Here is a 3,711-nt window from a genome sequence, read left to right as displayed (position 1 = left end):
TGCGGCCATGCTTTCGAGCGTTGATCAGGCCGTCTTTGGTGCGCTCTGAGATCAGGCGGCGCTCGAAATGCGCAATGGCCCCGAAGACGTGGAATACGAGTTCGCCAGCGGCGGATGTCGTGTCGATCCGCTCCTCAAGGCTGATCAGATTGATCTCTCTGGCCTTGAGGTCATCGACGGATTCCAGAAGCTCTTTGAGCGAGCGGCCCAAGCGATCTAGGCGGATGACAGCGAGAGTATCGTTGGGCCTGGCCTGATCAAGCAAGGCCGCCAGACCGGGCCGGTTGAACGTCTTGCCGGAGATCACGTCTTCGAACACGCGAATGGCACCGTGTTGCAGCAGGCGGTCTTTTTGGCCGGACAGGTCTTGGTCGGCGGTTGAGACCCTTGCGTATCCGAGGATGTCGCCGGTGCGTGGCATGGTGTCTCCAAAACGACCGTTTTGTAGCCTGACTTCACGTGATCGCTGTGATCCTGAATTGGCGCAGCAAATCTGTCTTTTTATTGGTCTCTATAATATTCGAGGTCTTCAAACTTGCAACTACGTTTTGAGGACACTTTATGGCCCGCCGACTACTTTCTTCCCGCGCGCATGCAGACCTCTTCGAGGTGCTGACGGATCCTGATGCTTTGATCCGCCATTATCTGCTGAGCCGGGACGACATTGACCTGATCCGTACCCGACGTCGCGCCGAAAACCTCCTTGGTGTCGCGGTGCATATTTGTCTGCTGCGCTACCCGGGCTTCGGGTGGAGCGACGGCATCATGCCGCCAGCGGAACTGATCGCTTGGCTTGCTGAACAGCTTCAGGTGGAGGCCTGTACTCTCGACGATTATGCCATCAGGCGGAATACGCGGCACGAACATCATGCCCTCGCGATGCGCCACTTGGGGCTTTCCCCTTTCGGACCTGAACATGTGCAGCAAGCGGAGGATATCGCCACGATGGCGGCCTTCGCGACGGATCACGGCGTGAAGATTGTTGAGACGCTGGTTGCGGAGCTGCGCAAGCAGCATCTGGTGTTACCGAGCGTGGACACGCTTGAGCGTCTTGCCCTGAAAGGGCGGGCACGCGCCCGGCGCGAGGCTGCCGCAGCGCTGTTTGATGCTCTCTCTCCGGGTCAACGTGTCCAGTTGCAGGCGCTCTTGGTCAACGATCCATCTGTTGGGCAAACGCGGCTCACGTGGCTGCGTGGCTATCCGCATTCCGCCAGCCCGGCCAGCATGACCGCGCTTCTGGATCGCCTGAAATATCTGCGATCGCTGAACATGCCGCCAAACCTTGGGCACGGCCTCCACCCTGACCGGCTGCTCAAGTTCGCGCGCGAGGGCGCTGTGGCGCCTGTGAGCTTGCTGAACGATTTTGGTGAACGGCGGCGGATCGCTACGGTCGCGGCGCAGATGGCGGATTTATCCATCACGCTCACCGATGCGACGATCGCCATGTTCGAGCGACTGACCGGCCAGCTCTTCTCAAGATCCCGCAATCGCCAGGAGGAGGTCTGGCGTATGGGCAAGACCAAGGTTGGCAAGCTGATGCAGCTCTTCGGCGCGTCCATTGATGCCATGGCCCGCGCACAAGATTTGGGGCAAGATCCCTTTGCTGCGTTGGATGCGGATGTCGGGTGGGAAACGCTCTTGGGCAAGCGTGACGAAATCGCTGGCTTTGGAGAGCTGGCAACCAGTGATCCGCTCGCTCTGGCGGCTGAGCGCTATGCCTATATGCGCAAGTTTGCCCCGGCCTTCCTTGAAGCGTTCGAGTTCAATGCCACCGATGCGGGGGATGACCTCAAGGAGGCAATTGCCTTGCTGCACGACCAAAACCGCACAGGCAAACGCAAGTTGCCCGACGATCCTCCCATGCCGTTCGCGGCCAAGCATTGGCCATCGCTGATCATTCAGGATGGTCAGCCACAACGGCGCGTGTACGAGACTGCGGTTGTGTCAACCTTGCGAGAGCGCCTGCGCGCCGGGGATGTCTGGGTTGACGGCAGTCGTGATTATCGCCGGTTCGACAGCTACCTGAAGCCCCGGGACAAAGCCGAAATCATCATGCGGGACGCGGGATTCGAAACCGATCCAGACGCATGGTTGTCTGACCGGCGGGCTACGCTGGCGAAACGCCTTGAGCAAGTTGACCGCGCCCTGAAGCGCAATGCGCTCCCTGGTGTCCGCATTGAACACGGGCGGTTGAAGATTACGCCGCATGACGCGGTCACACCGCCCGCAGCGATGCGTTTGGAACGGGCGATCGATGCCGTGATGCCGCGCATCCGCATCACGGAGTTGCTCTGGGAGGTGAATGCGCAGACCGGGTTCCTTGATGCCTTCACCGACCTGCGGTCTGGCAAGCAGCACGATGAACCCGCCGCCGTTCTGGCCACGATCCTGGCCGGGGCCACCAATCTTGGTCTCGAGCGGATGGCGCATGCCTCATCGCGCGTCAGCCATGCGCAGCTGACCTGGGCGCAGACATGGTACCTTCGGCCGGAGACATTCGCGGATGCCTTGGGCCGTATCGTCGACGCCCATCATGGCCTGCCCTTTGCGCAGCACTGGGGCGCGGTGGAGCACAGCTCATCGGATGGGCAGTTCTTCGCTGCCAATCGTGGCAGTGGGCTCATCAACGCCAAATATGGACCCGATCCCGGCCTGAAGATCTACTCCTTCTTGTCGGGTCAGTACGGATCGTTCCATTCCAGTGTCATCGGGGCGACCGCAGGCGAAGCCCCCTTCGTGCTTGATGGCCTCCTGAGCAATCCGGCCAGCTTCGACCCTCTTGTGCATTACACAGATACCGGTGGCGTATCGGACCACGTCTTCGCCCTGTTCCATCTCTTGGGGATGACATTCGCCCCGCGCTTGCGCGACTTTCCCGACCGGCGGCTGGCATGCTTCGGAAGCGCGAAGGCGTGGCCCACCCTGTCATCCCTCATCGGGAAGCCCATCAACGAAGAAGTGATCCGGCAGCATTGGGGTGACATCATGCGTCTCGCCGCCAGCATCCGCGACAAGTCTCTCAAACCGTCTGAAATCCTGCGCAAGCTTGGAGCATACCGCCAGCAAAACCGGCTCTACCTTGCCTTGGGTGAAATCGGCCGGATCGAGCGCACGCTCTTCATGCTCGACTGGATCGAAAACGCCGACCTGCGCATGGAATGCCACGCAGGCCTCAACAAGGGTGAAGCGCGACACTCGCTGGCTCGGGCCGTCTTTGCCCACTCACAAGGGCGCATTCATGATCGCTCTGATGCCGCCCAACAGAAGCGGGCCATGGCGCTCAACCTCGTCATCGCCGCCATCACGTTCTGGAATACGATCTACATGGACAAGGCCGCCAGCCACCTCGCGCAGACCACCCAGATCTACGACGTCAAGCTGCTTCCTCACACATCGCCCCTCGGGTGGGAGCACGTCATTCTATCCGGCGACTTCGATTGGCATTCTGGAGCCGCAGACCGCAAAATTGCGCGACCACTGAACATCAGGCCAGCCAGAGACTGGGGAACCTGATTGTGTTCGCTGAAAGTTCTTCCTTAGCGTGGTTCTACGAAGAAACCTTCCGATGGGGCCTTGAGGAGCGGATCGACACGACATCCGCCGCTGGCGAACTCGTATTCCACGTCTTCGGGGCCATTGCGCATTTCGAGCGCCGCCTGATCTCAGAGCGCACCAAAGACGGCCTGATCAACGCTCGAAAGCATGGCCGCA

General features: G+C 60.4%; 3 protein-coding genes. 2 read left to right on the top strand and 1 reads right to left on the bottom strand.

Annotated elements, in window-relative coordinates; translation table 11 throughout:
• Positions 1-421, bottom strand: a 421-nt coding sequence (locus AC13C8_RS00750; RefSeq protein WP_482846071.1) for a recombinase family protein, incomplete at its 3' end; no start/stop codon positions are given.
• 140 nt (positions 422-561) lie between these two features.
• On the opposite strand from AC13C8_RS00750, the gene AC13C8_RS00745 reads away from it, so the two are divergent.
• Together AC13C8_RS00745 and AC13C8_RS00740 are read left to right on the top strand one after the other, a co-directional pair.
• On the top strand, positions 562-3,513 hold the full coding sequence (locus AC13C8_RS00745) for a Tn3 family transposase (protein ID WP_482846070.1): 2,952 nt from the start codon (positions 562-564) through the stop codon (positions 3,511-3,513).
• A gap of 2 nt (positions 3,514-3,515) precedes the next feature.
• Positions 3,516-3,711: recombinase family protein (locus AC13C8_RS00740; RefSeq protein WP_482846069.1), on the top strand; the 196-nt coding region annotated here is incomplete at its 3' end.

Source organism: Aliiroseovarius sp. B-4, assembly GCF_056857795.1.
The sequence above is the reverse complement of the archived record's forward strand: the minus strand, read 5'-3'. Positions and strand labels throughout refer to the sequence as shown.